The 26,046-nt window shown below is 32.8% G+C and carries 28 protein-coding genes; 20 read left to right on the top strand and 8 right to left on the bottom strand.

The window, feature by feature from the left end:
• Positions 1-32 precede the first annotated feature (32 nt).
• The 3 genes from KWG70_RS16910 to KWG70_RS16920 are packed head-to-tail and all read left to right on the top strand — an operon-like array spanning position 33 to position 1,386.
• On the top strand, positions 33-527 hold the full coding sequence (locus KWG70_RS16910) for an RNA polymerase sigma factor (protein WP_230937225.1): 495 nt from the start codon (positions 33-35) through the stop codon (positions 525-527).
• A 4-nt stretch (positions 528-531) separates the two neighbouring features.
• Positions 532-1,173 (top strand): hypothetical protein, encoded by a 642-nt coding sequence (locus tag KWG70_RS16915; protein WP_230937226.1) that lies wholly within the window; start codon positions 532-534, stop codon positions 1,171-1,173.
• Positions 1,174-1,176: 3 nt separating this feature from the next.
• Positions 1,177-1,386: a hypothetical protein gene (locus KWG70_RS16920; protein ID WP_230937227.1), complete on the top strand. Its 210-nt coding sequence runs from the start codon at positions 1,177-1,179 to the stop codon at positions 1,384-1,386.
• On the opposite strand, the gene KWG70_RS16925 is transcribed toward KWG70_RS16920, so the two are convergent.
• A complete protein-coding gene (locus KWG70_RS16925; RefSeq protein ID WP_230937228.1) occupies positions 1,387-2,184 on the bottom strand; it encodes a lysophospholipid acyltransferase family protein in 798 nt (265 codons plus the stop codon).
• A gap of 48 nt (positions 2,185-2,232) precedes the next feature.
• On the bottom strand, positions 2,233-2,871 hold the full coding sequence (locus KWG70_RS16930; protein WP_230937229.1) for an NUDIX hydrolase: 639 nt from the start codon (positions 2,869-2,871) through the stop codon (positions 2,233-2,235).
• 6 nt (positions 2,872-2,877) lie between these two features.
• On the opposite strand from KWG70_RS16930, the gene KWG70_RS16935 reads away from it, so the two are divergent.
• The 3 genes from KWG70_RS16935 to KWG70_RS16945 all read left to right on the top strand — a co-directional run bounded on the left by KWG70_RS16935 (position 2,878) and on the right by KWG70_RS16945 (position 6,363).
• Positions 2,878-3,585 carry a peptidylprolyl isomerase gene (locus tag KWG70_RS16935; RefSeq protein ID WP_230937230.1) on the top strand — a complete coding sequence of 236 codons (708 nt, stop codon included), beginning with the start codon at positions 2,878-2,880 and terminating at the stop codon, positions 3,583-3,585.
• A 96-nt stretch (positions 3,586-3,681) separates the two neighbouring features.
• Positions 3,682-5,829: a M3 family metallopeptidase gene (locus KWG70_RS16940; RefSeq protein WP_230937231.1), complete on the top strand. Its 2,148-nt coding sequence runs from the start codon at positions 3,682-3,684 to the stop codon at positions 5,827-5,829.
• 105 nt (positions 5,830-5,934) lie between these two features.
• Positions 5,935-6,363, top strand: coding sequence for a hypothetical protein (locus KWG70_RS16945; protein ID WP_230937232.1), 429 nt, complete (start codon positions 5,935-5,937; stop codon positions 6,361-6,363).
• A 6-nt stretch (positions 6,364-6,369) separates the two neighbouring features.
• Here KWG70_RS16945 and KWG70_RS16950 read toward each other — a convergent pair whose 3' ends face one another.
• Together KWG70_RS16950 and KWG70_RS16955 are read right to left on the bottom strand one after the other, a co-directional pair.
• The gene (locus KWG70_RS16950) at positions 6,370-6,984 is read right to left on the bottom strand and encodes a trimeric intracellular cation channel family protein (protein ID WP_230937233.1); all 615 of its coding nucleotides are present in this window, start codon (positions 6,982-6,984) and stop codon (positions 6,370-6,372) included.
• Positions 6,984-7,739, bottom strand: coding sequence for an RDD family protein (locus KWG70_RS16955; RefSeq protein WP_230937234.1), 756 nt, complete (start codon positions 7,737-7,739; stop codon positions 6,984-6,986). The genes KWG70_RS16950 and KWG70_RS16955 overlap by 1 nt, the downstream gene beginning before the upstream one ends.
• A gap of 23 nt (positions 7,740-7,762) precedes the next feature.
• Between KWG70_RS16955 and KWG70_RS16960 the strand changes: the two genes are divergently transcribed.
• The 12 genes from KWG70_RS16960 (at position 7,763) to KWG70_RS17015 (ending at position 18,878) form a co-directional block, all read left to right on the top strand.
• A complete protein-coding gene (locus tag KWG70_RS16960) occupies positions 7,763-8,740 on the top strand; it encodes a stage II sporulation protein M (protein ID WP_230937235.1) in 978 nt (325 codons plus the stop codon).
• Positions 8,727-9,665: a hypothetical protein gene (locus tag KWG70_RS16965; RefSeq protein WP_230937236.1), complete on the top strand. Its 939-nt coding sequence runs from the start codon at positions 8,727-8,729 to the stop codon at positions 9,663-9,665. Before KWG70_RS16960 ends, KWG70_RS16965 begins: the two co-directional genes overlap by 14 nt.
• On the top strand, positions 9,658-10,416 hold the full coding sequence (locus tag KWG70_RS16970) for a DUF4129 domain-containing protein (protein ID WP_230937237.1): 759 nt from the start codon (positions 9,658-9,660) through the stop codon (positions 10,414-10,416). The genes KWG70_RS16965 and KWG70_RS16970 overlap by 8 nt, the downstream gene beginning before the upstream one ends.
• Complete coding sequence (locus tag KWG70_RS16975) at positions 10,413-11,609, top strand: DUF4350 domain-containing protein (RefSeq protein WP_230937238.1); 1,197 nt, start codon at positions 10,413-10,415, stop codon at positions 11,607-11,609. Before KWG70_RS16970 ends, KWG70_RS16975 begins: the two co-directional genes overlap by 4 nt.
• A 116-nt stretch (positions 11,610-11,725) precedes the next feature.
• Positions 11,726-12,715, top strand: a complete 990-nt coding sequence (locus tag KWG70_RS16980) for an AAA family ATPase (protein ID WP_230937286.1) — start codon at positions 11,726-11,728, stop codon at positions 12,713-12,715.
• 5 nt (positions 12,716-12,720) lie between these two features.
• Positions 12,721-13,251: a hypothetical protein gene (locus KWG70_RS16985; protein ID WP_230937239.1), complete on the top strand. Its 531-nt coding sequence runs from the start codon at positions 12,721-12,723 to the stop codon at positions 13,249-13,251.
• Positions 13,252-13,268: 17 nt separating this feature from the next.
• On the top strand, positions 13,269-14,600 hold the full coding sequence (locus KWG70_RS16990) for a DUF58 domain-containing protein (protein ID WP_230937240.1): 1,332 nt from the start codon (positions 13,269-13,271) through the stop codon (positions 14,598-14,600).
• 92 nt (positions 14,601-14,692) lie between these two features.
• Positions 14,693-15,817 carry an aminotransferase class I/II-fold pyridoxal phosphate-dependent enzyme gene (locus KWG70_RS16995; protein WP_230937241.1) on the top strand — a complete coding sequence of 375 codons (1,125 nt, stop codon included), beginning with the start codon at positions 14,693-14,695 and terminating at the stop codon, positions 15,815-15,817.
• Positions 15,818-15,832: 15 nt separating this feature from the next.
• Positions 15,833-16,852, top strand: a complete 1,020-nt coding sequence (locus KWG70_RS17000) for a phytanoyl-CoA dioxygenase family protein (protein WP_230937242.1) — start codon at positions 15,833-15,835, stop codon at positions 16,850-16,852.
• A gap of 67 nt (positions 16,853-16,919) precedes the next feature.
• Positions 16,920-17,480: a TetR/AcrR family transcriptional regulator gene (locus KWG70_RS17005; RefSeq protein WP_230937243.1), complete on the top strand. Its 561-nt coding sequence runs from the start codon at positions 16,920-16,922 to the stop codon at positions 17,478-17,480.
• 65 nt (positions 17,481-17,545) lie between these two features.
• Positions 17,546-18,292, top strand: coding sequence for an SDR family NAD(P)-dependent oxidoreductase (locus KWG70_RS17010; protein WP_230937244.1), 747 nt, complete (start codon positions 17,546-17,548; stop codon positions 18,290-18,292).
• Between the two features lie 166 nt (positions 18,293-18,458).
• Positions 18,459-18,878: a DUF2141 domain-containing protein gene (locus KWG70_RS17015; protein ID WP_230937245.1), complete on the top strand. Its 420-nt coding sequence runs from the start codon at positions 18,459-18,461 to the stop codon at positions 18,876-18,878.
• Between the two features lie 95 nt (positions 18,879-18,973).
• Here the strand turns inward: KWG70_RS17015 and KWG70_RS17020 are convergent, their stop codons facing one another.
• The 3 genes from KWG70_RS17020 to KWG70_RS17030 are packed head-to-tail and all read right to left on the bottom strand — an operon-like array spanning position 18,974 to position 22,773.
• A complete protein-coding gene (locus tag KWG70_RS17020) occupies positions 18,974-21,277 on the bottom strand; it encodes a TonB-dependent receptor domain-containing protein (protein WP_230937246.1) in 2,304 nt (767 codons plus the stop codon).
• Positions 21,274-22,200: a FecR family protein gene (locus tag KWG70_RS17025; RefSeq protein ID WP_230937247.1), complete on the bottom strand. Its 927-nt coding sequence runs from the start codon at positions 22,198-22,200 to the stop codon at positions 21,274-21,276. Before KWG70_RS17025 ends, KWG70_RS17020 begins: the two co-directional genes overlap by 4 nt.
• A gap of 60 nt (positions 22,201-22,260) precedes the next feature.
• Positions 22,261-22,773 (bottom strand): RNA polymerase sigma factor, encoded by a 513-nt coding sequence (locus KWG70_RS17030; protein ID WP_230937248.1) that lies wholly within the window; start codon positions 22,771-22,773, stop codon positions 22,261-22,263.
• A gap of 133 nt (positions 22,774-22,906) precedes the next feature.
• Here KWG70_RS17030 and KWG70_RS17035 point away from each other — a divergent pair, with 133 nt between their 5' ends.
• Entirely contained in the window at positions 22,907-24,379 is a 1,473-nt protein-coding gene (locus KWG70_RS17035; protein WP_230937249.1) for a hypothetical protein, read from the top strand.
• A gap of 87 nt (positions 24,380-24,466) precedes the next feature.
• On the opposite strand, the gene KWG70_RS17040 is transcribed toward KWG70_RS17035, so the two are convergent.
• Positions 24,467-24,946 (bottom strand): Dps family protein, encoded by a 480-nt coding sequence (locus tag KWG70_RS17040; RefSeq protein ID WP_230937250.1) that lies wholly within the window; start codon positions 24,944-24,946, stop codon positions 24,467-24,469.
• Between the two features lie 103 nt (positions 24,947-25,049).
• On the opposite strand from KWG70_RS17040, the gene KWG70_RS17045 reads away from it, so the two are divergent.
• Positions 25,050-25,988, top strand: a complete 939-nt coding sequence (locus tag KWG70_RS17045) for a LysR substrate-binding domain-containing protein (protein WP_230937251.1) — start codon at positions 25,050-25,052, stop codon at positions 25,986-25,988.
• Positions 25,989-26,046: the final 58 nt, after the last annotated feature.

Consider the following 26,046-nt stretch of genomic DNA (forward strand, 5'->3'; position numbering starts at 1 on the left):
GACTACATATAGTTAACTAACTAATTAATAATTTGAATAAAGAACTCGAACATAGTTTTGTTGAATTACTTGAGAAGCATCAAAACATTGTGCATAAAGTATGTCGATTATATACAAATAATCAAGACGCTCACAATGATTTGTTTCAAGAGATTACCATACAGTTATGGAAAGCATATCCAAAATTTCGAGGTGATGCTAAGTTCAGTACGTGGATGTATCGCGTGGGATTAAATACAGCAATTACTTTATATAGAAAATCAAAACGCAGTATAGCTACTCAAGGATTTGAGTCGGTTTCTTTTAAAATAAAATCGGAAGATTATGATGACACCGAAGAACAACAACTCAAATTATTGTACAAAGCAGTACACCAATTAAATGATATTGAAAAAGCATTGGTCTTTTTATATTTAGAAGACAAAAATTATAGTGAGATAAGTGAAACCCTAGGTATAACTGAAGTTAATGCACGTGTGAAAATGAATAGGGTGAAGAAAAAATTAAAAACAATATTAAATCCGTAACATTATGGATGAATTAGATCTATTAAAAAAGGATTGGCAGAAACAAGAGTCTGCTTACCCAAAGTTAACCTATAATGAACTCTATAAGATGATCCTTAAAAAGTCATCTTCCATTGTAAAATGGATTTTCATTATAAGCATACTAGAGTTTGTATTTTGGCTATTTATGGCTATTGGATTAAAAGCTTCTGGTATTAATAAAGATTACGAAGGTCTGCAATCTGATACTGGCTTTATTATTCTTAGCATTATTTCTTACGCCATTCTGGCCTATTTCTTCTATCGTTTTTACATGAACTACAAAACGATAAATACTACTGATAATGCCAAAACACTCATGGAAAATATTTTAAAGACCAGACGCACTGTAAAACAATATGTTGGTTTTAATTTAGCTGTATTGGTTATAGGTGTAGCGTATATGATGCCCTATGCATTAAATCATGATGAATCTACACGTGCACTTATTGAAACTGCCCAAGCTAATGGTGATATTTTTAAATATTACCTTGGTGTGGCTCTTGTAACACTAATAGCATTAGTTATTGCGATTGGAATACTACTATTATTCTATTGGCTTATTTATGGGCTTCTACTGCGCAGTCTCAATAGAAATTATAGGGAACTCAAAAAACTAGAGGTCTAATTTATGAAAGATAAGAAGCTTAAAGATTCAAAAACTGATGATTCTAATTCGATGTTTGTTATGGGCATCATGTTCATAGTCTTTTCACTCTGCTTTGGCTGGTCTAAATTTTTCTTGTTTATGGGACTGATTTTTCTGTTTAATGCTGTAAGTAAAAGACAAGCAATAATCGACACTTGTAATCAAGAAAAGGATTTCGAAATAAAAGACTAATTACCAGTCTCTAAGTTTATTTAAACGCTCTTGCTCTTCCAACTCTTCTTGTGGAATAACCTTTAAAAATGAAGGATGCTGTTCAATAGCATACTCAATTTTTTCAACAATCTCTGCTATAGACTCATTCTCGTAATCGATTTGCAAAGGCTCTTTAACTTCAAAAGATTGATAGACGTTCTTCTTTTTAACACGCAATCCTTTTTTATCAAATGAGCGTCTAAAACCATCTATTACAATTGGCACAACTACAGGCTTATACTGTTTAATAATATGTGCAGTTCCTTTTCTAATAGGTTTAAAAGGTGTCGTTGTTCCTTGCGGAAATGTAACAACCCAACCATCATCTAGTGCTTTTTTGATACTCGTGATATCACTCATTTTTACTTGACGATTGACATTTTGACCTTTAGAGCGCCATGTACGCTCTATACTTATAGAACCTGTATAAGCGAATATTTTCGGAATTAAACCAGACTTCATCGTTTCCTTTGCGGCTACGTAATACATGTTTAATTTAGGGTTCCAGAGATAACCTACATTTTTTATGTTATCTAATCGACCACTTAGACTAGCATTAAACACATGAAACATAGCAATAACATCTGCAAAATAAGTTTGATGATTAGAGATAAACAGTACGTTTGTGTCTGGCAGACTTTTTATAATATCAGAACCTTCTATTTGCAGTTCGTTAAAACCTCTAAATCGTCGATGTGTGAGAAGACCTAAGATTCTTATCAGCCACTTTTTTATAAAAAGTATATGCCCAAAGGGGTTTCTTTTAAATAATCCCATTAATTGTTAGTTATTAAGCGGAAAGACAAACTTACAAAAATCTAATACTTACAACACCATTTTTAACAAGTCTTTTAATTCACTTAACATCATGGCTGTAGCTCCCCAAACCACATGTCCGTTTAATATAAAAGCAGGAACTTCTAACTCACGTTCATATGAAGTCATGACACTAACATCTTTTGTATGATTATCATTTAAAAAATCGGTAAGTTTCACTTCTATAAGATCCTCAACCTCTTCATCTTGCTTCACAAAATTTGGTGTTACACTTGTTACTCCAAAAAAAGGAGCTACTGTAAAATTACTTGGCGGAATATATAAAGGGGTCATCGCTTTTAAAACATCTACAGTATTTATATCTACACCAACTTCTTCTTGAGTTTCTCTAAGCGCTGTAAATTCTAAGTTAGGATCATCATCTTCATATTTACCTCCTGGAAAGCCAACTTGAGCAGAATGCACACCTCTATAGGTTTTTCTTAAAATGAGTATTAAATATGTCGCTTCACGTCTAGGATAAAACAGAGCCATAACACCTGCTTTTTTGGCATATTTCATTTTCTCCCTGTTTTCCTCAACTAGATGTTCACGAAATGGTGGTGACATTTTAAACTGTGAGGTTTCTCCCGGAAGATTTAGATTTTTTATTTTTGATACCGATTTTATAAACGTTTCAAAATTCATTCCCTTATGAGGTTTTTTCTAATAATCGTATGTTGCTTACTAATTTTCAATTGTGAAGATAAACAATCTGAAAAGAAATCTCCTACACAAATTATAGATTCTACTCAAGTTAAAAAAGAAACTGATATAGAAAAAATCGATACCATTTCCGAAGAAAAAAAAGAAGACTTCCTATTGACCAAAGATAATGCCATGGAGTTTTTTCTTCAATATGAAAAGGAAAATAAAGAAAATAGAGTACGTATTGTTACCGACTTTGGAAACATAGATATCTTGCTGTTTAATGAAACCAAATTCCATCGCGCTAACTTTATCTATCTTACCAAAAAGGGATATTTTGATAATACACAGTTCTATCGTGTAATCGAAAATTATATCATTCAAGGTGGAAGTACAGATGAAAAGGATGTGATGCGTAAAAGACGTTTTATTGGTAAGTACTTATTACCAACAGATACCAAAAGAGGGTTTCGCCATGACAGAGGTGTCATCTCTATGCCAAGCAGTGATATTGACAATCCATATAAATTGGCCTCACCATATGAGTTCTTTATCACGCTGAGAGATGTGTATCAATTAGATGGTGATTATACAATCTTTGGAAGAGTAATAGCTGGACTAGATGTCGCAGACAAAATTGCTAATGTTGATACCGACGATGCCGATTGGCCTCTCAAAAACGTATATATCAAAAGAGTAGAATTATTAAATTAGTATTCGTGTTAATCTTCACTTTTAACAAATTCACAACAATCTAGTTGCTTAATTTTAAGTACCTTCAAGGGCATAAAAACCAATATTAATTTCTAAATGATTTATAAATCCCTAAAAGCTGCAGTTCTATGCAGTGTTATTCTCTTTGCGAGCTGTAAAGATGACACCAAAACAGAAGACAAAATAGCTATGAGTGATAATGTATTACTACAAGAATGGACTGGTGCCTATCAAGGCGTTCCTGCTTTTGACAAAATGAATGTCGATGATATCAAAGAAGCTGTACTAAAAGGTATGGAACTTGGTCTGGAAGACATAGAAGCTATTGCAAATAACACAGAAGACCCAACCTTTGAGAATACAATTGTAGCGCTTGAAGCATCGGCAGACGAGCTTAATCATGTATTTACCTATTATGGTATTTTAAGCAGTAATATGTCATCACCAGAGTTTAGAGATATACAGACCGAATTAGCGCCTCAGCTTTCCGAATATAGTTCTAAGATCTCGCAAAACGAAAAACTATTTCAGCGTATAAAGGCGGTTTATGATGCTTCACAAAATACGCCATTAGCTGCAGATCAACAACGTGTGGTTGATTTAATCTATAAAGGTTTTGAAATGAATGGTGCTAATCTCGATGCTGAAAAGAAAAAACGTTATGCCGAGATCAACAAAGAACTCTCGTCGTTATACACTAAGTTTTCGAATAATGTTCTGCATGATGAAGAAAACTATGTGACCTATCTAAACAAAAATCAGCTGGGAGGACTCTCCGAGTTCTTTATTAATTCTGCAGCAAAAATAGCAACAGATAAAGGTCAAGACGGTAAATATGCCATTACCAATACGCGATCATCTATGGATCCCTTCCTCACCTATTCTACCGAACGTGATTTACGAAAAATTGTATGGACCAATTATTATGCACGTGGTGACAATGGTGATGATTATGATAATAACCAGATTATTGCAGAAATTCTAAAACTGCGTAAAGAACGTGTTGGATTATTAGGTTATGATAACTATGCCGAATGGCGCTTACAAGATCGAATGGCAAAAAACCCGCAAAATGCCATGAATCTTATGGAAGCCGTTTGGCCTGCAGCAATTGCTCGTGTTGGTGAAGAAGTTGCCGACATGCAAGCTGTAGCTGATGCTAATGGCGATAACATTAAAATTGAGCCATGGGATTACCGCTATTATGCTGAAAAAGTACGTCAGAAAAAGTATGATTTAGATAGTGATGAAGTGAAACAATATCTTCAATTAGATAAATTGACTGATGCTTTATTTTATACTGCTGGACGTTTGTTTAACTATAAGTTCACTCCTGTTGAAGAAGGTAAGGTCCCTGTGTTTCATGAAGATGTAAACGTATGGGAAGTGACCGATAAAGATTCTGGAAAGCACATAGGGCTATGGTATTTAGATCCTTTTGCTAGACAAGGGAAGCGTTCTGGTGCTTGGGCAACAACCTATAGAAGCTATACATCATACCAAGGCGAAACAAATGTATTAGCGTCTAACAATTCTAACTTTGTGAAAGCTGCTCCAGGTGAAGCTGTATTAGTATCTTGGGATGATGCCGAAACTTTTTTCCATGAATTTGGGCATGCATTACACTTCTTTTCAAGTAATGTGAGATATCCTACACTTAATGGAGGAGTTAGAGACTATACCGAATTTCAGTCACAGCTATTAGAACGTTGGTTGTCTACAGATGAAGTCATTAATCAGTTTTTAGTACATCACAAAACTGGCGAACCCATTCCTGCAACTCTGGTAGAAAAAATTAAAAAAGCATCCACGTTTAATCAAGGATTTGGAACAACCGAATATCTGGCTTCTGCACTTATGGATATGAAATTACACTTAGCCGATCCTACAAATATTGATATTGATGCCTTTGAGCGTGAGACTTTAAAAGAACTAAACATGCCTGAAGAGCTCCCTATGCGTCATCGTACACCTCATTTTGGACATGTATTTTCTGGTGAAGGTTATGCCACTGCGTACTATGGATATATGTGGGCAGATGTATTAACAAGTGATGCTTCTGAAGCATTTAGAGATGCTCCAGGAGGTTTCTATGACGAAGAAGTTTCTGCTAAATTGGTAAAGTATTTATTTGCACCTAGAAACTCCATAGATCCAGCTGAGGCTTATCGCCTATTTAGAGGACGTGACGCTAAGATAGAAGCCTTGATGCGAGATCGCGGATTTCCAGTAACTACTGAATAAATTAGAAAATTAAAATTGTTTTTGTATTCCTATTATCTTTCCTATGGGTGAGATAATAGGAATTTTTCTTATCTTTAAAAAGACAACTCTTTACCTGTATTTATAATGAAATCAATACAAATATTCATAGCTGTATTGTTTCTTTTAGGATGTAAAAACCCAGAAGAAAAGGCTAACACAATTGTTTCGAAAGACGATTGTGTCAAGGCTGTTTTCGAAAAGGATAGTATTTTAGGTAGCATTAGAAATCACTCGTCAGAAAAAATATCGCTAAGCGAAACAATAACGAACTACTCTAATGATCTAAAAAAATTAGATTTCAGTAATTGTCCAGATGCTTTTAAACTAGCTTTTCATGAACATATAGATGCTTGGATTAAAATGAAAGACATTACCAATAAATATCCGTCACTTAGAGGCGAGCTACATGCTATTTTTGATCAGATAGAACAAAGCAAAGACTCGACAGAATTTAAATTACACTTGAAAGGCATATGGGATACTTGGACACAAATTGAAGAGAGCTATAAATAATTGTCTTTATAATTCTTCTTTTTTATACAAACTTGGTAAACTAATTTTAAGCCTTACTGCAAGTAACCTTATAACAATAACAATAAGTCCTGCAATAACAAATATAAAGTTGGTATCTGCAACAAAATTACGCAGTAAGAAATAAGTGAGTCCACCTAAAATACAAGGTGTTGCGTAAATTTCCTTTCTAAAAATTACTGGAATCTCATTACATAAAATATCTCTTAACACACCTCCAAAACAGGCTGTTACAGTTCCTAAAGCTATGCAAATAATTGGATGTAAACCTGCTACAAGTCCGGCTTCTATTCCAACCACAGTATATAAACCAATGCCTATAGTATCAAATAAAAATAGAGAACGCCTTAGATATCCTATTTGCTTCCGAAGTACAACAGCAAATATTGCTGAGGCAACAATAACATATACATACGTCATATTGGTCATCCATGACACTGGTTGTACTCCAATCATGACATCTCTTAATGTACCACCTCCAACCGAAGTTACAAAAGCAATAATAAGAACACCAAAAGCATCCATGCGTTTATCGAGAGCTACCAAAACTCCAGAAATAGCAAAGGCAATAGTTCCTAAGATATCGATAACTTGAAAAAACATTACATTCCTTGGGTATAGTAATTATAATCTTTTAGTATAGTATCGATAAATTCGATATCACTACTATTGAAGTCTTTTATTTCAACAACTTCCACAATTTTTTTTCTTAACTTAATAAGCGTTTCATAATCTCTAGAGGCTTTTGCCTTTACATAAGTTTCTTTAATAATACGAGCATCATTATCAGAAAGCTTAATAACATTTGGATATGTGGGTTTATAGGTATCATCTAACTCTTCCAATATCGTATGGCTTATATTAACCTTATTCTTTAATGTAATTACAGAAGTTCCAGCGGTCATATCACCTAATCGCTGACTCATTTTACTTGAAACTATTGCAATTAAAGCAACGACTGGTCCAAAAAGTGGTCCTAATAAATTTAAATCTACAATTCTAAAAAACCAACGCACTACATGATCTCCTATTCCAGCTTGATAGCCATCAATCTTAACTACTTTTATTTTCATGATACGCTTCCCAATAGTTTGACCATCAAGTAAGGATTCAAACACTAAAGAATACAATATTACAGGCAATAACAAAAGGATATAAATAGCTGTTTGTGACCATCCATCCATCTTATCGATAGCTTGATCCCATTCCATTACATTAAATACAATTTGAAAAGCAACAACGATATAAGCAACTTTTATAATCAAATCTATAACGTAAGCTAATATGCGCTCACCAACACTTGCTGCGATGAAAGTTATATTAACGTTTTGTGTCGTATTTATTTGTAACTCTACCATTAATTGCTTTAATTTGAATGCGTATGAGAGAAGTTGCATTTATCAAACAAAATAAAGAAAAGTGGCTTAATTTTGAAAAGGCCATTTTTGGAAAAAAACTCAAAAATCCTGATGAATTAGCATCACTTTATATTCAGTTAGTAAATGATCTGTCGTATGCACAAACTTACTATCCCAAAAGTAAAACAATTCTTTATTTAAACAACTTAGCGGCCAAAGCTTTTCAAAAAATTTATAAAACCAAACGAGAAGACACTAATCGTTTTGTGCATTTTTGGAAAGTAGAAGTCCCACTTATTGTTTATGAACACAGACGTTATGTCCTCTATGCTTTTATACTCTTTTTAACCTTTGTTGCTATTGGTGTCCTGTCTGCAGTATATGATGATTCGTTCGTGCGGTTAATTTTAGGAGATGGTTATGTTAATGATACCTTAGAAAACATTGAAGCTGGAGATCCTGTTGCTGTCTATAAAAGCGGTAGTGATTGGGGAAGTTCTATTGGTATCACCTTCAATAACCTTCGTGTAGGTATTACATCCTTCGTTTTGGGAATTTTTGGTGGAATAGGTACAGCCTATATTATGCTTGAAAATGGTATAATGGTTGGCGCTTTTCAATATTTCTTTTACCAAGAAGATGTGCTTTGGGAAAGTGTGAGAGGGATTTGGATTCATGGATCTATGGAAATATTTGCCATAGTCATTGAAGGTGCTGCAGGTTTAATGCTTGGAGCTAGCATTTTGTTCCCTAAAACTTATTCTCGAATGATCTCCTTAAAAATAGGCGTTAAAAATGGTCTCAAAATCTTAATAAGCACCTTTCCGTTTACAATAGCTGCTGGCTTTTTAGAAGGATATGTCACAAGATACTCTAACACAATGCCTAATTGGCTATCTGTTGGTATTATACTATTTACACTAAGTCTCATCACCTTTTACTATTTGGTTTACCCGTTTATAGTCAACAGAAAAATAAAAAAAGCCTATGCAACTCTATAAATCTAGAGGTTTCGGAGAATACTTTCAAGATACCTTTGCGTTTTTAAAACAAAACGGAGGCCATCTATTTAAAAACTTTTTTATTATCAATGGAATTTTCTTGTTGATTCTGATGGTAATGACTTATTTCTTTGGTGAATTCTATACAGATATGCTCTTTAGTGGTATAAATGGAACAACTAATCCCATAGATAACTACTTGAATGATAATGCTGGACTTTTCTTTTTATTCGCATTTGTGTTTATTGTCGTTGCATTGGTCGCAGCAATGATATCCTATTCATTTCTACCTATATATTTAAAACTTTTTGTCAAAGCCAACGGAAAGCATTTTAACGCTACCGACATTTTAAACGTGTACAAAGCTAATATTGGTAAAATTTTCATCTTTTTGCTTTGCGCGGTACTTATTGCCATTCCGCTAGCTATATTTATAGGTTTGCTCTCATTTGTTTTAGCCATTACTTTTGTTGGTTTGTTAGCTTTACCCTTAGTTATTGGTGGTGTAAGTTTATATTATCAAGGTGCGCTAATGGAATACTTTGAAAATAAAAAAGGAATTTGGGAAAGTTTTGGGTATTCATGGAAATTAATGAGTTCTAAATTTTGGGCAGCTATAGGCTGCGCTGGACTTTTCTATCTCATGAGCTATATTATACAAAACGTAGTATCGTTAGTACCCTATATTTTTGGAATGATAAATATGTACACAGATTTTCAACCTGGTGTCAATCCTGATCCAGAGGAAGTAGGTAAAACAGTGACATTTTTAATGATTATGGTTTTCTTGATTACATTTTTTGTGAGTAGTTTACTTAATATTATTGTACAGCTTAATCAAGGCATCATTTTTTATAGTCTAAAAGAAGACAACGAAAATATTGGTGCTAAAAGTGATATTGATTTAATTGGATCTGGTGAGTAGATATTTGTGCTTACATATAATCCTCTTATTCTTCGGAATATCTCTAAACTCCAATGCAACCAGTTTCGATGAATCATATTATGCTCAAAGCATGCAAGATTCGGTATATATTGATGTAGAGCCTATAAACAAACGAGAATACAACGACCTTAGAGAAAAATATGATGGCAGCGAGTTCATTTATGAACGTACACTAGAAAACTCTGGATGGTGGACGCGTTTCAAACAATGGCTTTCCGACTTATTTAAAGATCTCTTTAATATTAATTCTGATGCTAAAGCTGCCGATATTACAGATATTGCACTAAAGATTTTTTATGTTGTTATCTTTCTTCTTGTTGTGTTCTTTATTGTTAAGGCCATTATTAACAGAGAAGGTTATTGGGTATTTGGTAAGTCTTCAGATAAAAGTATCATTCCTGTCACAGATATAGAAAACAATATTTTTGAAACTAACTTTATTACACTTATTAAAAACGCTGAAAACAATGGCAACTATAGGTTGGCCATTAGATATTATTACTTATGGCTGCTTAAAACACTCTCCGAAGCCGAACTCATAGATTATGATGTAGAGAAAACAAATAGTGATTATTATACTGAAATTAAAAACGAAAACACCAGAAAAGAGTTTTCATATACGTCATATCTCTATAATTATATCTGGTATGGAGAATTTGATATAGACAATTCGCAATTCGAGAAAGCCAAGACTGCATTTACTCAATTTTTAAATTCAATTAAAACATGAGTAAGACACTAAAAATATATCTCGGTATCTTGCTATTACTATTTATAGGTATAGCCGCTATAGAGTTTTCTAGACCTATACCTGTTAACTGGAAAAAAACCTATAACGAGACCCATAAAATACCTTATGGAACCTTTGTGTTTTACGAAGAATTGAATAACCTATTTCCAGACAGTAAAGTGCAAGACATTAAAGTAACACCTTATGAGTATTTTGATGACTATTACAGCTGGGAAGATAGTACCTATCTCACTTCTGGGACCTATATGATTATTGATGAATATCCAAATATTGATAACACCTCAGCTCAAGAATTGTTAGATTTTGCGTCTTATGGCAATGATATATTCATGTCTAGTAATTATTTTCCAACCAGACTTTTAGATTCATTAGGTTTTAAAACTCAAAACGATTTTAATTTTGAAGGCAAGGCAGAGTTTTCATTCACAAACCCAATTTTTAAGAATGATTCTATTACTATCGAAAAAGGACTAAGTAATATCTATTTTTCTGAAATAGATACGCTCTACACTACCGTTCTAGGCTATCAAAAATTTGGAGATGCAAAATATGCCAACTATATAAAGACATCTTGGGGAGATGGTTATTTTTACATTCACCTGCAGCCTGTCGCATTTACAAATTATAACTTACTTAAAAAGTCTAATGATAAATATGCATCAAGTGCAGTGTCCTATTTAAAAGATGATACGATCTATTTTGATTCGAGAAATAAATCGAGAAAAACAATGAGTAATTCATCTCTACGCTTTATTCATAGCCAACCACCTTTAAAATGGGCTTGGAGATTAATGCTATTAACAACGGTATTATTTATGATATTTAATGCAAAACGAAAACAACGTATTGTAAATGTGAAAACACCACTAAAAAATACCACAATAGAATTTACAAAAACGATTGGTAATTTGTATTACGAAACCAAAGACCATGACAACTTAATAGAGAAAAAAATCACATACTTCTTAGAATATATACGTCGGGTATACTATTTAGACACTCAAATTTTAGATGATAAGTTTGTAAAGAACTTATCTTTAAAGTCTGGTAAAGATGAAAGTGATGTTAAAAAATTAATTAACCAAATTGTACATTTAAAAGCTAAAACAACCTGTAATGAAGGTGATTTATTGCGATTAAATAAAGCTATTGAAGATTTTTACACGAGATAACTATGGAACATTTAGATGACAAGCAAAACGAAGATTTAACGCCTAAAAATGAGCATTCAGATGTATCACCATCAGAAAACGCAAATGCAGCAGTACCACCCGAAACTAATCAAGCTATGGAAACTTCAGAGAGTGATATTAGTTTTAAAAACCGTATTGATTTAAGCGAACTTCAAGATGGTATAGCACTGATTAAAAATGAAATTGGCAAAGTCATTGTAGGGCAAAAAGGAATGATAGATATGCTTATCGCTTCTATTTTAGCCAATGGACACTCGCTTATAGAAGGTGTTCCTGGTGTTGCAAAAACGATCTCTGCAAAACTTTTAGCTAAATCTCTAGACATTGGTTTTAGTCGAATCCAATTTACACCAGATTTAATGCCAAGTGATATTTTGGGTACCTCTGTATTTAACATGAAAAATTCAGAATTTGAATTTAAACAAGGTCCTATTTTCTCAAATATGATTCTTATTGATGAAATCAACAGAGCTCCAGCCAAAACCCAAGCTGCACTATTTGAAGTAATGGAAGAACGTCAGATCACCATAGATGGAAACAAATTTAAAATGGAATTGCCTTTTATTGTTTTGGCAACACAAAATCCCGTAGAACAAGAAGGTACTTACCGCTTGCCCGAAGCACAATTAGACCGCTTCCTATTCAAAATAGATATTGATTATCCTAATATTGATGAAGAAGTAGAAATCTTAAATAGAGAGCAAAATTTACAAGGAGCTCTTAAAACAGATCAAGTAAAAGCACATTTAAGTAAAGCTCAAATTAATAAATTCCAAGCGTTAGTAGACCAAATCATTATTGAATCACATTTGATCAAATATATTGCCGATATCATCGTAAATACACGTAGTAATCCATTCTTATACCTAGGTGCTTCTCCTAGAGCCTCAATTGCTATATTAAAAGCAAGTAAAGCATTTGCTGCCATGGATGGAAGAGATTTTGTAACACCAGAAGATATTAAACGTGCTGCTATCCCTGTTTTACAACATCGTGTAATTGTTACTCCAGAACGTGAGATGGAAGGTGTGACCACCAAACAGATTATAAAACAAATTATAGAAGCTGTAGAAATACCAAGATAATTCGTATGGAATTAACACAACATTGTAAACTTTGTGATCATAAAGTCATTGATTATATGACAGGTACTCTATGTGGTTTAACCAATAAAAAGCCTGATTTCCAAAATAAATGTGGTGTCATAAAATTAGAATCAGAGTTTGAAGAACATATAAAAAAAATCAACATCGAATACGAAGCTGTATTAAAGACCAAAACAGATACTATTGGACATATCACTATGTATTCTGTCATTGCTGTCGCATTATTTATTGCAGGTTTTCTTTTAGGAAAATTTATTTTCGATAAAGGTGTCATCTCAACGGTTCCATTAATTGTAATGGGATTAGGACTTGGCCCATTAGGTATTGCATTTGGTCCTTTAAATAAATATATGACCAATTTAAAGCTTGCTAAAAAAAAGAAACAAGATCTAGATGTATTGTCTAAAATGTATGGCTATCATTACGATATAAATATCGTTCATCACAAAGACAGTTTAGGAAACAAATCGTACGATACCGATTTAAAAATTAGAAAAACTAGTAACACACATTAAATAAAATATAACACTCTTTGAAACGCATTAAACCTTTTTATCTACAAAACAGATTTTTCTATGTATGCATTGCCATTATGGTGCTGTTTGTATTGAGTTTTTTATTTCCTAGAGGTTTTGCTATTGTTAAACTAATACTGTTGTTGTTAGCGACCTTGACCGTATTAGATACCATCATATTGTTTACTGCTAAAAATGGTGTTGTTGGTAGGCGAATTTTGCCAGAAAAATTTTCTAATGGTGATGAAAATCCGGTTAATCTTATTCTTAATAATTATTATACATTCAATGTTAATGTAACTATTATTGATGAAATTCCTGAGCAATTTCAAGTACGTGATTTTAATATCAAACGAAAATTAGACGCCTCAAGTACATCACAAATAGAATATAGGCTCCGGCCTGTAGAACGTGGTGAATATCACTTCGGAAAATTAAACGTCTATGTTACTTCAGTCTTTGGTTTAATTGCACGTCGTTTCACTTATGACGACGAAGCAATGGTTCCAACATATCCTAGTTTTATCCAATTGAGAAAGTATGACCTACTGGCCATAAGTAATAATTTACACCAATACGGTATTAAAAAAATAAGAAAGATTGGTCATACCATGGAGTTTGAACAAATTAAAGATTATGTTTTAGGTGATGATCTCCGTACCATAAATTGGAAGGCCACAGCTAAGCGAAATCAATTGATGGTAAATCAATTTCAAGATGAAAAGTCACAGCCTGTTTATTCCATCATAGATAAAGGCCGTGTCATGAAAATGCCTTTTGACGGACTTACACTTTTAGATTATGCTATAAATGCTGCCCTTGTAATTTCTAATGTTGCACTTAAGAAACAAGATAAAGCAGGAATTTTAGCCTTTTCAAAAAAAGTAGAAAACATTGTCGTTGCCGAAAAGCGAACATCTCAAATGAATCTTATTTTAGAAACGCTCTATAATGTCAACACCGATTTCTTTGAAAGTGATTATAGCCGACTTTATGCCGATGTAAAACGACACATAACACATCGAAGTCTGATGTTGTTATATACTAATTTTGAAACTTTAGATGGTTTACATAGGCAATTACCATACTTAAAAGGCATCGCTAAAAATCACTTACTGGTTGTGATCTTCTTTAAAAATACAGAGCTCAATCAATTAATCACAGAAAAGGCAGAAACCGTTCAACAAGCATACGATAAGGTAATTGCAGAAAAGTTTGCATTTGAAAAACGACTCATCGTTAATGAACTTCAAAAATATGGGATTCAATCTATTTTGACCTCTCCTCAAGATTTGACGATCGATACCATCAATAAATATCTAGAGATTAAGGCAAGAGGATTGCTTTAATTTGCTCGATTTAATCAATCACATATTTTCTTTTACTAAATTAGTGCTAATAATCATTTCTAATGAGACAATTCATTAAAACTAACTAGTTTATGAATATTAAAGACTTTGCCGTAGAACGTTATTTTGCTAGATACGAATTTACTGCACAATATATGTTATCCAGTTCCGATTGTGATGGTTATCCCATGAACTATGTTTTAGATTTAGCGTCAGATAGTGAAAAGACATCTTGGGATACTCTAAAGCTTGGATATACTGAAACTTTAGGCAGCCCAACACTTAGAAAAGCCATTAAGCAACATTATAAAACCATTGACTTAGATGATATTGTGGTGTCTTCTCCTGGAGAGGCTAATTTCATTTTAATGAACATTCTACTCAATAAAGGAGATCACGCCATCTGTATGTCTCCTATGTATCAATCGCTATATCAAATTGCAAAAGAGTTAGAATGTTCAGTATCATTTTGGAAGCCTACCGAAGAACAAAATAAATGGCATTATAATCCTGCCGATTTAAAAAAATTGATACAAGCAAATACAAAGCTTATCATTATTAACTTTCCTCATAATCCTACTGGATTTAGCCCAGAAATGAATGATTATTTAGAAATCATAGACATCGCTCGCCACTATGGTATACCAATTTTTTCAGATGAAATGTATCGATTTTTAACGCATAATGAACATAGTGGTTTACCACCAATGTGCGATCTATATGAAAATGGCATTAGTCTTTGGGGAACCGCAAAAACCTTTGGATTAGCAGGATTACGACTTGGTTGGCTCACTTCAAAAAATAAAGAATTTCTAAAAAAAGTAGAAAGCTTTAAAGACTATTTATCAATCTGTAATAGTGCAACTAGTGAAATACTAGCAACCATAGCTTTAAACAATATGGATAAGTTTGTACAACCCAACTTACAAAAGATCCAATCCAATATCGTATTGTTTTCAGAGTTCCATAAAAGGAATAACCATCTATTTGATTTTCACAAGCCAAAATCTGGATCAACAGCATTTATTAAATTCAAGAGTAATGAAACCTCCTTTCAGTTTGCTGAAAAATTGGTAAAAGAAACGGGAATTATGCTTCTACCAAGTGAAACATTTGAGTATGGCACATCACATGCAAGGGTTGGTTTTGGACGAGCCAATATGCCTGAAATGCTAGATGTGTTTCAAAAATATATTACTAAACATTATAACTCATAATTTTATATCAAATCTATGATAAAGAAGCATATCTCTATGGCCAAAGAACAAGAACAAGGAAAACTTGGTATAGCTTATCTAAAAACAATATGGACATCTATTATGCTTCAAAAAGAAGGGGTAGTAAATGAAAGCATACAACTTAAGCATAATTATGTAACTGCAGTATTTGATGCTTTAGGCATAGGACTAGAACCAACCTATAAATATGTCTTTGAATCCTCTCCTTCTTTTGAACAATTTGAAGATTGGGTGATACGTAATGGGATAGTGTCTCAAGAAATGATTAATCTGTTCAATCTAGCCATATCGTCTTCAAATCAAAAATCACAAGATCTAACTACTGAAAACAATGTGTTAGATAAAAAGGCTTTAGATCATTGGGATAAAGAAGGCTATATAATTATACCTAATGCCATTACTGAAGACGATATTGAAGCTAGTTTAGATGTTATCTATACGCATTTACAAATAGATCCAAACGATACATCCACTTGGTATGAAGACCACCCATTAAAACAAGGGATCATGGTGCAACTGTTTCGTCATCCACAATTAGACAAGAACAGGTTTTCAAAAAAGATCCAACAAGCCTACCAACAACTTTGGCAAAGAACTGATTTAATTGTAAGCAATGACAGAGTTAGTTTTAATCCTCCTGAAACTGATAATTACAAATTTCCTGGGCCAAATCTACATTGGGATGTTAGTCTCAAGCGCCCCATTCCTTTTGGTCTTCAGGGCTTACTATATTTAACAGACACACCTGAAAACCAAGGTGCATTTACCTTAGTGCCAGGATTTCACAGAAAAATTGATTCATGGCTAGAGAATTTACCACATACAGTAAACCCTAGAACCTATGACTTTCAACTATTAGGAACTAAACCAATTGCGGCAAAGGCTGGAGATTTTATTATTTGGAATCAAATGCTTCCGCATGGAAGTTCGCCAAATACAGGAATGAAACCACGTGTTGTTCAATACATTAATTATCAACCTATCCATCGTGAAATTGAAACGGAATGGATCTAAAATGACTAAATTTTTTATAAAATAGACAGACTTGTCTATTTTTGATAATTTTTTATATATTTGCAATATGAAACACGCTTTAGTTAAAGATCACATTATTCAAACAGCTTCACATTTGTTCTATCAAAATGGGTATAACCTCACTGGTATCAACGAAATTATAAAAGAAGCAGGCATAGCCAAAGCGACACTCTATAATCATTTTAAATCTAAAGAAGACATCTGCATTGCTTATTTACAGCATAAAAACAGCATGTTTATTTCAGAAATTAAAGCTTTTGTTGAAGAACGTAAACATGGCGAAAATCGCATTTTAGCATTATTTGATTATCTGGACCAATTTTTTAATTCCAAAGAATTTAATGGTTGTTGGTGTATAAATACAATTTCTGAAATCCCAAAGGACAATACCAAAATACGAGAAGAGATTTTAAATCAAAAACAAAATTTAATCGTATACATCACTGAATTAATCAAAAATAACTTAGAAGGCCTATCAAAAGACAACAGTAAGTCTATTGCAAAGCAAGTGTACTTACTCTATGAAAGCGCTGTCTCAGAAAGCTATTTACAAAACGATATCTGGCCTATTCATTCGGCGAAAACTATTTGCAAACAACTATTATAATATCAAAAAAATTTATACAAAAACAGACAGACTTTTCTGTCTATAATTAAACACAAATATATATTATGAAAACATTCGAAAACAAAACAGCCCTCATCATTGGAGGCACTAGCGGTATTGGTTATGAAACTGCTCAACACTTGTTAAGTGAAGGCGCAACTGTACATATTGTTGGTAGATCGACAGGAAAAGTTGCAGATCAAGATCATTTAATAAAGCATACGGTAGACATAACCGATGCATCCGAAGTAGATGAACTCATTTCAAAAATTAATAGCTTAGATAATCTAGATTATCTGGTAAATGCTTCAGGTATTTTTGGACCAAAGTCCTTTTTAGATCATACTAAGAGTGATTATGATTCATATTTAGACCTCAATAGAGGCTTTTTCTTTATTACACAATCTGCTGCAAAAAAAATGAAGGATACATCTGGCGGATCTATTGTAAATGTAGGTTCGATGTGGGCAAAACAGGCAGTTAAAGCTACCCCATCTTCTGCTTACTCAATGCAAAAAGCTGGTTTGCATTCGTTAACACAACACTTAGCCATGGAATTAGCCGATTATAATATTAGAGTTAATGCTGTATCTCCTGCTGTAGTTCAAACACCAGTATATCATAGTGTATTTGGAGGAAAAGAAGAAGCAGATAAAGCTTTGGAAGGGTTTAATGCTTTTCATCCCATTGGAAGAAATGGTACACCTAAAGATGTTGCCAATAGCATCACCTTCTTATTATCTGATAAAGCGTCTTGGGTCACTGGAGCTATTTGGGATACAGATGGAGGTGTAATCGCTGGACGTAATTAAACAAACCCATTTACAATCAAAAAAGCATGTCATTAAACAATGATGTGTTTTTTTTTACAATTCAGTCATAAAAATTGACGGTTCGGTCAGTCTCTTTAGGCAAAGTTTTCTTTTGGTTGGATATTTGACTCATCAATAACAAATAAACCATTTAAAACATCATATCATGAAAACTTTATTTTTATCAATCGCCTTAATAGTAGTATCAACTTTAGGATTTGCTCAAGATAGCAAAGGACAAACCATTACAGTAACTATAGAAAATGCTAAAAACGATAATGGCAAACTATTAGTGTCTCTAAACACAAAAGATACCTTTATGAAAGGTGCAGGAGTTCAAAATGCCGAATCTAAGATTAAAGACGGAAAAGCGACCATAACTTTTGAAAATGTAACGCCTGGAGATTATGCTATAATGGTCTTACATGATGAAAATGAAAACGAGAGAATGGATTTTGAAGACAATGGAATGCCAAAAGAATCTTACGGAATGTCTAATAACCCTAGAAGTTACGGACCTCCAATATATGAAGACGCTAAATTCACACTTACAAAAGAAGACATGAAATTATCTATTAGATTATAACACAAACTCATCAATCAATCAATCAATCAATCAAAAAGTTAGTCAATCAAAAAAAAGAACCTTCAATATGAAGGTTCTTTTTCATTTACAATAGTTTACCAATATAATCTGAAAAGGATATTAGGCGCAAAACCTATAGAGAATCTATCTATAAGTTCTATATCACTATTTAAGTCATTATTACCTCTATATTCTCTACTGATAAGGTTTTTATTATCGTAGACGTTTCGTATTGAAAATCCAACTTTTGCTCTTAACTTACTATCTTCGGAAAATTTGAACTTATAGGTAGACGATAGGTCAAGTCGGTGATAGTCTGGTAATCTATTGGTATTTATTCCATCATTAAACTCTAAACCATTAATTCCATTGGTAGATGCAGTATAAGGCTTACCTGTTTGCCATCGCCATCCTAATGCCACTTGAAAATTTGATAATTTATAACTTAATGAAGCAGTAAAAGCATGTCTTACATTAGATCTGGAATCGAAAAATTCAGTATTATTTAAATTTTGATACTTACTCTCCGAATTATTGAATGCATAACTCAGCCAAGAATTGAACCTATTAAATCGTTTCCTTACATAAACATCAACACCGTAAATTCGCTGCTCTCCAATATTAAATGTGCTATTATTTGGATTCAGAAATCCAAAAGACAACGCTGTGATATCATTTAAAGTTTTGTAGTAATTGTCGATATCTATAGTCCATCCATTATTAGTAAAGATAAATCCAGCAGATACTTGTTTGCTATTAATAATTGGAAATTCATTTCCGTTAGCTAATCGCCAAACTCTATTTTCTAAAGACAAATCACTTAGTATGGTTTCATCGATCTCACTAATAATTTGATTTTTAATTTCTCCCGAAATTTGAAGTTTTAGGTTTCTGAGTAACTGCTTATAAAACAACAATCTTGGCTCAAATCTAAAGGTGTCCAATTCATCAAAGTAATTAACTCTTAATCCTAAAGACAATTCAAATAATTTCGGATTTCTATACTCATAGTTTCCATATACACTATGCGTTTTTATTACAGTTTTATCTTCATCTAAAACAAATTGTAAATTCGTCGTATTTAAAAACGCATATGCCACATCCTTTAATACGAATTGATAACCTAACGTGGCAGAATTATTAGTATTTATATGCTGCACAAACTCTGTTGAAATTCCAGAATCAAAAATCACATTTCGCTTTTCAAAATTAGACGCTTGTGTCTCTCCTTCCGAAGTAATAAAATTATAATTGAGTTTATATTCTGAAAAAAACGCTGATGTATGTTGATTCAATTTAGAATTCCATTGGGTTTTCCAACCCAAACCATAACCTGTGTTTTTAATCAACATAAGATCATTAAAACTTTGGTCGTTATCAGTATCAAACACTGTATAATTTAATTGATTATCTATAGAAATCAGGCTTGCATACAAACTATTGTTAACATTAGGTTGGTAGTTTAATTTCACGTTAAAATCTAAAAAACTGAAATCGTTATTGGGATTATCACCATTTGCAATTTTTGTGCTTTCAAAAACTTTATCGGCTAACCTATCGAATGTATAGGATTGGTAGAGGTTGGTATAACTTGATCTAATTGAAGCTTGAACACCCAATTTATCTTTAATAATTGGTGCTTCAATAAAAGCATCTGCACTAATACCGTTAAACCCTATTTGTGCTTTTAATTCATCTTCAATTTCTGAATTCGTCTGCATAGATATGACACTAGAAGCGCGTTCACCATATCTAGGATGAGAACCTTTGTTTATAAAAGTAACATTTTTAGTTGCATTGGGATTAAATGGTGAGATCATTCCGAAGAGATGTCCTTTATGATACATATTAATCCCATCCCAAATTAACCGATTTTGATCCATCTTTCCGCCTCTAACTAAAAAACCAGAAGCTGTTTCGTTTGGACTTACAACTCCTGGTAATAATTGAATACTCTCTAAGACATCTGGCTCGGTGAGGCCAGGCAATATGCCCAGATCTTTCGGACTAATTTGATACGACCCATCTTTCCGCTTGGATATGCCTTTAGTGAGATAGCTATTAATAATTATTTTATCTAGTTCTTCAACATTGACTTCGGGCTCAGATTTATTGACGATGATATACCTACTTGCAACAATTTCAAAACTCAAACCGGTTTGTGTTTCTATAGCTTTAAGCACTTGAGATAAACTACGTTTTTCCTTTTTAAGACTAACCGTTTTTCCTTTTAGAATGTCGTCTTTATATGAAAAACGCACATCATAAACGTCCTCAATAAGATCAAAAGCATTTTCTATTTTTTCAGACTCAAAATTGATATAAAATTTATTAGCCTCTTCTTGCGAAAAGGCTAAAACAGGCAAAATTAGTAAAATGCTGTTAATAATTTTTTTCACTTTATACTCAAATAGATGTTCTGATTGTCTTTTTCAACGTATCGTATTTGTAGAGATTTAAATACCGTTTTTAATGCAGTATCTAAATCGTTGTGGGTAAAACTACCTGTATACACAACTGTTTGATCAATATCTTTTGCTTCAATATTAATATCGTATTGTGATTCTAATGCAGAAATCACATATTTTAAAGGTACACTTTTAAACGTGCTTTCACCATGAATCCAAGTAGGATCAGTCTCAAACGTTTCCCATTTTTCAATAGAATGACCATTTATGCGTCTTACAGAATGTGTTGGCAATAAAATATAGTTTTCATCTTTAGATTTCACGCTCACTTTGCCTTCAAAACAAACCACTTCAAATAGATCGCTTATAGAATTAACATTGAATTGCGTTCCTAAAACTTTAACCTCTCCATTTTCAGTATGCACAGTAAACGTATTTCCTTTTTCTACTTTGAAATAGGCTTCACCAACCAAATGTAAAGACCTATCAGATGTCCATTCGTCTTCATTATATGTCAAGGTAGATTTAGAATTTAAAATCACCTCAGACCCATCTAATAACGTTACTGTTTTATATTCTCCATAATTGGTTTTAATGGTTACAATATCATCAGTTAAGAGCGAGAATAGTCCAAAAAATAAGACTATAGATGCAGCAATACCAATAAACCAGCTATTTGTATGGAGCTTACGAACATTAGCTTTCTTTTTAGAAATATGATTAGTAATCTTTTCAAAAGAGGCTTCTGTTGAGGCTTCTAAAGCTTCGTAGGTTTCAATTCCTCTTTTGATTTTCATATAAGAATTATACTCAGCTTCAGTCACTAAGGCTTTTAAATCTTCATCAGTGATTTTGCCTTCTAACCATTTGGCTAAAAACGTATCTTTTTCGTTATGTAAATCTTGCTCTTTCATTTGAATACTATAATAAAGACAATTACAATTAATAAAACCCTACCTTAAACATCATATTTTTTAAATATTTCCAATTTCCGACCTCATGACAACTAATGCAGCATGCATCCGTTTTTCAACAGCTTTTATCGAAATGTCTAGTTCTAGAGCAATATCTTTGTATTTCTTCTTTTCTATTCTATTTAATAAAAACACTTCCTTCTGTTTTTCGGGTAATCCATTTATTGTACGTTCTAACTTATCCATAAACTCCTTCTCTAGCATTATAAACTCTGGAGACTCATTAGTAGTTTCTTTCACTAAGCTTTGTTGATGCTTCCTTACCACATTGTCATGTTTTACAGAATTTAAGAACGTATTTGAGGCTACTGTATAGAGGTAACTTTTTACTTTGTCATAGTCAACTTTACTACAATTGTCCCAAAGTTTTATAAAAGTTTCCTGCAAAATGTCTTCCGCCTTATCGATGTCCTGAGTTTTAAAAAAAATAAAACGTCTCAAATCTTTGGCATACTCACGATAGATGCTCTCAAAAGTTTCAGACTGACATATTTTATGTGGGTTTTTAGCCATTATTTGCTTTGAAAGTGAATGTGTCAAAACTAAATAAAAAAAAATTAGAGTAAAAAGTAGGGTTTTTTTTTTGACAGTTGTCTTAGTTGTGATTAATCGATAAAACCATATTTTAATCTTAAAAATTGCTATGATGAAAAATTTCAAATTATTTCTTTTAAGCTTCGCCCTTATTGCAAGCGTTTTTACGTCATGTACAAATGACGAACCTGTAATAGAAGATCAAAATATAGACGAAAGTGCGTCTATCACTACATCTCTATCAGAACTTAGATTACAATTTAACAATCAAGGAAACATGATTCCTACAGAGAATCCAACAGGAAATATCGTGTTTGATTTCTGTTTTGATTTCGTATACCCAATTAACCTATCTTATAATAACGGGACTACAGTTGCTGTTGAAAGTCTTGAAGATTTAGTACAAGTTTTAATTAATTCTACAGATGATTTATACATCAATGGGATTGCTTTTCCTTTTGATGTCGAAACGTATAACGATGATTCTGATGCTATAGAAGTAGTTACTATTAACAATGAAGAAGAATTTGAAGATCTTTTAGAAGACTGTGATTTTGATGAATTTGATTGTGAATGTGATGACGAGTACGACCCAGTTTGTGTTGAAATCGAAGCTCCAAACGGAGAAGTATTCTTAATGACTTACCCTAATGAATGTTATGCTGAATGTGACGGATTTACAGAAGATGATTTTTCTGAAAACTGTGAAGAAGATTACAATTGCCCTGGAGGGATTGAGTGCTTTACTTTTAATTTCCCACTATCTATTATTACAGATGATGGCACAACTTTAGAAGTAAACTCACAAGAAGAATTAGATAATGCCTTATACAATTCATACTATTTTGATTTTGTATATCCAATTACCGTCACTCTTGATAATGGCGATGTTGTAACGATAAACAACGAAGAAGAATTTGAAGACATCTTAGAAGATTGTTTCGATGAATATGATGATGACTGTGAAGAATGTGCAAATACGGCTGGTCCAGTTGTATGCGTTGAGTATGAAGAAAACGGTCAGGTGATAATCATTCCATTCCCTAATGCGTGTTATGCTGAATGTGAAGGGTTTACACAAGAAGATTTTGTTGACTGTGGAGATACAGGTTCTGAATGTCTAGAATGTCTTGAAGAAGAAATCAATCCAGTTTGTGTAGAATATGAAGAAAACGGACAGGTATTTGTTACGACTTTCCCTAATGCATGTTATGCGGAATGTGAAGGGTTTAGTGCAGAGGACTTTATCGAATGTGACGTAAATAACCCATCGAACTGCTCTGAAGAAGATGTCGAAGGTCAATTAGTTGAATGTCAATTTTGGACCGTAACTATTGGAGATCAAGAATACACTTATGTGTTTGGTAGTGATGGTACAGTTACTGTAAGTCTGGCTAATGACCCAATAGCTTCGGGTACTTGGGAAGTATCAGCGAGTCCAGTTGGCGAGGTTGGTGTTAGTGTAAATACAGATTCAGGTAACTTTTCAAGTGTTTGGTTATTCTTTGACTGTGATAATCCAGAAGGACCAGAAGTAGTAAGTACGGCATCTTGGATACTAGATATATCTTCTGGATGTGAATAAAATTGATTGGTTTTAAGCTTGATAAAAAACCCTTTGGAATCCTATTGGTTCTAAAGGGTTTTCTTTTAGATATAATATTTCTTAGACTTAAATACTTTCACCTAACCAGGCTTTCATCATCCATACCGTTTTTTCTTGCTCTGTAATAAAATCACTCATCATAGAATTAGTACCTTCATCATTAGCATTTCCAGATTGTTCTAAAATTTGGCGCTCAATGTTTAATAATTCGGTTAAAGAGGCAACTATGAGTTTTACGGCCTTTTCATCTTCGGAAATATCTTTACCAACAGGGACTTTTGCCGCTTTTGTATAGTCTTCAAAAGTATGTAAAGGAGTTACACCTAAAGTTAAAATACGTTCTGCTATTTGATCGACTTTTATATTGGCATCAGTATATAATTCTTCAAACTTTACATGTAAGTCAAAAAAACGTTTTCCTCTAATATTCCAGTGAATGCCTCTTAAATTCTGATAATAAATCTGAAAATTTGCTAAAAGATGATTTAAATCTTCTGCAATTATTTGTGTTTTGTGGGTGTCAAGCCCTATACTATTTAGTGTCATAATCTCTATTGTTTTTATTAATGCAAATTTATTTTATAATTAATTCAATTTATTATAGTTTTTATAAATAGTTTTTATATTTTTATAGTCTAAATGAATAACAATGACAATTACACAACTACATTACGTATTAGCGATAGCAGAACATAAGAATTTCACAAAAGCTGCCGAAAAGTGTTTTGTAACGCAACCAACTCTAAGTACTCAAATACAAAAATTAGAAGAAGAGCTCGATATACTCATTTTCGATAGAAGTAAAAAGCCTATAGAACTTACTGATGTTGGTAGAAAAATTGTGCAGCAAGCCAAAAACATAGTTGATGAATCTGATCGTATACAGGATATTGTAGATCAACAAAAAGGATTTATTGGTGGTGAATTTAAGATTGGGATTATTCCAACCATAATGCCAACGCTATTGCCTATGTTTCTCAAAACTTTTATTAAGAAATACCCAAAGGTTAAACTCAAAATTGAAGAGTTAACCACTGAAGAAATCATCACTAGAATTGTAGACGGACATTTGGATGCCGCGATTGCTGCAACGCCCTTAGAGCATGAGGTAATAAAAGAACGTGTGTTGTATTACGAACCTTTTGTAGGTTATGTTCCAGATGATCACAGGTTAAAAGATAAGAAAAGAATTGAGGTATCTGATTTAGACATTAACGATATGTTACTTTTAGAAGATGGTCATTGCTTTAGGGATGGTGTAATCAATCTTTGTAAGGCATTTAAAACCCATGAAGATGATCAATTTCAATTAGAAAGTGGTAGTATAGAAACCTTAGTCAAACTATCTAATGAAGGTTTAGGAATGACACTTCTTCCCTATCTAAATACACTAGATCTTAACGAAAAGATGTCAACTAAATTACATCACTTTAATGATCCTTCACCAGCTAGAGAAGTAAGTATTATTTATCACAAAAGTGAACTAAAAATGCAAATCATTGATGCATTACACAATGTGATCTCCGGTATTATAAGAGGTGCTATAGCATTTCAAAATGTTGAGATTATTAGTCCAAGAGCTAAATAGACTCTAGTTATTCATTCTAGAAAAAGTGTATAAAAAAAGCGACTCGTAAGTCGCTTTT

Source organism: Psychroserpens luteolus, from assembly GCF_021032705.1.
Classification (GTDB): domain Bacteria; phylum Bacteroidota; class Bacteroidia; order Flavobacteriales; family Flavobacteriaceae; genus Psychroserpens; species Psychroserpens luteolus.